The sequence below is a fragment of the Ruminococcus sp. genome, assembly GCF_017650195.1.
GTDB lineage: Bacteria > Bacillota > Clostridia > Oscillospirales > Ruminococcaceae > Ruminococcus.
The window spans coordinates 1-4,344 of the sequence record NZ_JAGCFH010000238.1 but is presented as its reverse complement, the minus strand read 5'-3'; the positions used below and the strand labels follow the sequence as shown (position 1 = coordinate 4,344).

The following is a 4,344-nucleotide window of genomic DNA, read 5'->3' as shown; positions in this document are numbered from 1 at the left end:
TGGCATGGGTAATGCTTTGACCATATAAGCTCTATAGCGTTTCCATTGAGCATACCTGCTTTCCCAAGCAGTCGGATAAAGAACCTGAGTGCAGCTCCACTTTTGCCTTTTTCATAGTAAATGGATGGTATGATCTCTTGTTCACTGAAATTAAGATCAAAGCAGTTGTCATATCCTGCCGCTGATCTTTTATAATTTATTCTTATCATATCTCTTGCCATCCTTTTTATTATAATACAACATTATAATACAACTGTATCGGATATTTGTCAATGATAGCTGAAAATATATAAATACCGTTTTGTGATGGAACGGAGCCTTGCTGTACTTGTTTTTTTTCTCAAAAAGTGGTATAATCATAGTTTGAAAGGAGCGGAAGCTATGCTGGCAAATTATCATACCCATACAGAGCGCTGCGGTCATGCAATGGGCAGCGACAGGGATTTTGTGGAGCACGCCATAGAGAGCGGCATAAAGGTGCTTGGTTTTTCGGATCACTGCCCGTGGGTATTTGACGACGAATACGTATCGGGGATACGAATGACTCCCGACGAGGTGGAGGGCTATTTCAGATCCCTCACCGACCTGAAAAGGGAGTACGCTGACGATATAAGGATATATATCGGTTTTGAGGCAGAGTATATCCCTCAGCTCATAGAAGCACAGGACAGACTTCTTGCGGAATATCCACTTGATTATATGATAATGGGGCAGCATTTCAACGACCCCGAAAGTTTGGGAGTATATATGGGAGCTCCCGTATATGATGAGAGCATACTGATACAGTACACGGACCGTATTATAGAAGGCATGGAGTCAGGAAGGTACCGTTATCTTGCACACCCTGACCTTATACGCTTTATGGGTGACGAGAAGGCATATGAAAGTCAGATGACCCGGTTGTGTACTTATTTGAAAAGCAGAGATATACCCGTTGAGATAAACCTTCTTGGTATGTCGGGAGGCAGACATTATCCTTCAGACAGGTTTTTCAGCATAGCGCAGAATGTTGGAAACAAAGCTATAATAGGCTGTGACGCACATCTTCCGGAGTCGCTCTGCGATGATCACATAATAGAGCGTGGAAGACGCTTTGCTGAAAAATACGGACTTGAAGTAGTTGAGACCCTTGACGGCCTTGATTGAGTCTTTAGCCATTAGCAATTATATGGGTGCACATTTTGCGCCTGACGTTTGTCCTATGCAGGGACGGATATAAGTTCAGAGTGAACATAGATGAACGTGAATAGGAGACAACTATGAGTATTTTTGATGTGTTCGACAGAATCGCCGCAAATTCTTCTGCGGCAAGAGGTAAAATAGAATATGTGATAACAGGTCTCGGAAATCCGGGGCTTGAATATGAGAATACACGCCATAATGCTGGCTTCATGGTGCTTGACGAGCTGGCAAAGCAGCTGGGCGAGGACATAAGCCGTCTGCGCTTCAAGGGCAAGACCGCTGAGGTGACTATCGAGGGCAAACGCTGTCTGCTTCTCAAGCCCACCACCTTTATGAACAACAGCGGCGAAGCAGTAGTACAGGCTCTGGAGTTTTACAAGATAGACGCGGCGAACCTCATAGTGGTCTGCGACGATATCTCCCTTGACTGTGGAAAGCTGAGGATACGCCGCAAGGGCAGTCACGGCGGTCACAACGGACTACGTAGTATATGCGAGCTCACAGGCAGGGACGACTTCCCGCGGATAAAAATGGGTGTAGGCAAGAAGCCACATCCCGATTACGACCTTGCAAAATGGGTCCTCGGAAAGTTTGGCAAGGAGGACGGGGCGAGCATAGAAGAGTCGATAAAGAACGCCTGCGAGTGCATAAAACTTATGGTACAGGGCAAGACCGACGAGGCTATGAACAAATACAACTCATGATACCACATCTTTTACGGAGAGTGCAATGAACGTCTTTAAGGAATTATTTACCGGGCTTGCAGGCTATAAGAGCCTGCGAGAAGCTATTGACAAGAATATCTCACCCGTCTCTGTGACGGGTCTTTCCCATATACACAGGGCTCAGCTTGTATATGCACTTGGCGGCAAGAAGATAAATCTTGTTATCACGGGTACGGAAGCGGAGTCAAAAAAACTCTGTGATGATATAAATATGATGGCTGGCTGTGAGGAAGCTGTTCTGTTCCCGTCAAAGGAGCTGGTATTCACTCCCGTAGACAGTACCAACCACGAGTACGAGTATATGCGTATAGCCGCCCTCATAAAGGCGGCTAAAAGCCGTTGCAGCGTTATCTGTGCAAGTATCGAAGCTGTCATGCAGCCGGTAATACCTGTGGGAGTCCTTATCGCGGCAGGTATAGAGCTGAAGCAGGGACAGGAGATAAACCTTACTGAGCTTTCGCTTACTCTTGCAAAATGCGGCTATCAGCGCTGCGAAAAGGTCGAGGGTGCTTCACAGTTTTCTGTAAGAGGCTCTATACTTGATATATATCCCGTTCAGGCTGACAAGCCAGTGCGTATTGAGCTGTGGGGAGACGAGATAGATACCATATCCGAATTCGAGACCGATACACAGCGCCGCACGGAGGCTATGGAAAGCGTTGAGATATACCCCTCAGGAGAAGTCCTCTATGATAACGAAGAGCTTGCGGACAGGATAGAGGAGCTATGCAAAAAGGTACGTGGAAAGCGTATGGATGCAGTACGCGAGCATCTCGGAGCGGACGTTCACAGACTGAGAGCAGGGGAGATACTTGCCCACAGTGTTAAGTACTATCCTCTTGTTTACGGCGAGCCCTCGACGGTATTCGACTATATCGACGGAGCTGTGCTTTTCAGCGATTATTCCGACGTTATGGACAATGCATCAGGAGTTCTTGCACGCCATAACGAGGATATAAAGATTCTAATGGAGGACGGACAGCTCTGCAAAGGGCTTGACGGTTATGTGCTGGAGCTCCCGGAGATACAGCATTTAGCAGAAAAGAAGGTCTGTCTGTATATGAGCAGCTTCATGCAGGGTGGTGAGCGTATAGACTTCCGCAGGCTGGTGAGCTTCGAGGCTATGCAGACAGCCCCGTGGAGTGGCGAGATGAAGCAACTCGTTGAGGATCTTGAGGATTTCAGACGCCGCGGATACCGCATGATACTTGCAGCAGGCAGTGACAAGACCCTGCCTATCATACAGCAGGACCTCATAGACAAGGGTATACCTTGTGATCTTTTATCGCAGAATATCGAGCCTGCTGAGGGACGTGTGCTGCTTATGTCAGGCAGCTTCAGCGGAGGCTTTGAGTACCCGGAAAACAAGATAGTTCTCATCACGCAGGGACGTTCCATGGACTCAGTTCGCAGCAAGCGCCGCAAAAAGAAGAACAAGGCTGAGGAGATACGCTCCCTTGCTGATATAACCGAGGGCGACCTCGTGGTACATTCCGGCCATGGCATAGGACGCTTCATCGGCATACGCAAGCTAGAAATGGACGGCGTTACAAAGGATTATATAACCATACAGTACGCAGGCACGGATAAGCTTTACATACCCGTAACTCAGCTTGACATGGTATCAAAATACATTGGTCCGAGAGATGACAGCGGTGTGAAGCTGAATAAGTTAAGTTCCGGCGAGTGGCAGAAGACACGGAGCAATGTAAAACGTGCCGTAAAGGACATGGCTCATGAGCTTATAGCTCTTTACGCAAAGCGCGAAAAGAGTGTTGGCTTCGCATTCTACCCTGATGATGAGATACAGCACGACTTTGAGGAGCGCTTTCCTTACGTGGAGACCGACGACCAGCTTACATCCATTGCTGAGATAAAGGCTGACATGGAGCGTCCCCGTCCTATGGAGAGACTTCTCTGTGGAGACGTCGGCTTCGGTAAGACAGAGGTGGCTCTGAGAGCTGCCATGAAATGTGTGCTTTCAGGCAAGCAGTGCGCTATACTTGCGCCTACAACTGTACTTGCCTATCAACACTATCAGACTGCGCTACGCCGTTTCGAGCACTTCCCCGTGAATATCGAACTGCTCAGCCGCTACCGCTCGCCGAAGCAGCAGGAGGAGATTATAAAGAAGCTTAAGCAGGGGCGTATAGATCTTATAATCGGCACTCATAAGATAATACAGAAGTCTGTTGTGTTCAAGGACCTCGGACTTGCCATAATCGACGAGGAGCAGCGTTTCGGCGTGGCTCACAAGGAGAAGTTCAAAGAGAGCTTCACCGGCGTTGATGTGCTTATGCTCTCAGCAACTCCAATACCCCGTACACTTAATATGGCAATGAGCGGTATACGTGACATGTCCGTCATAGAAGAGCCACCACAGGACAGATATCCGGTGCAGACCTACGTTATAGAATACAATATGGGAACTGTTGTG

General features: G+C 48.0%; 4 protein-coding genes. 3 read left to right on the top strand and 1 reads right to left on the bottom strand.

The genetic code is table 11. From position 1 onward, the window contains the following. Positions 1–209, bottom strand: a 209-nt coding sequence (locus tag J6U00_RS10915) for a hypothetical protein (protein ID WP_296581793.1), incomplete at its 3' end; no start/stop codon positions are given. A gap of 172 nt (positions 210–381) precedes the next feature. Between J6U00_RS10915 and J6U00_RS10910 the strand changes: the two genes are divergently transcribed. From J6U00_RS10910 to J6U00_RS10900, 3 genes are all read left to right on the top strand, one after another. Continuing rightward, positions 382–1,146, top strand: a complete 765-nt coding sequence (locus tag J6U00_RS10910) for a histidinol-phosphatase (protein WP_296581791.1) — start codon at positions 382–384, stop codon at positions 1,144–1,146. 113 nt (positions 1,147–1,259) lie between these two features. Continuing rightward, entirely contained in the window at positions 1,260–1,886 is a 627-nt protein-coding gene (gene pth / locus J6U00_RS10905) for an aminoacyl-tRNA hydrolase (protein ID WP_296581789.1), read from the top strand. Between the two features lie 25 nt (positions 1,887–1,911). Next, positions 1,912–4,344, top strand: a 2,433-nt coding sequence (locus J6U00_RS10900) for a DEAD/DEAH box helicase (protein ID WP_296581783.1), incomplete at its 3' end; no start/stop codon positions are given.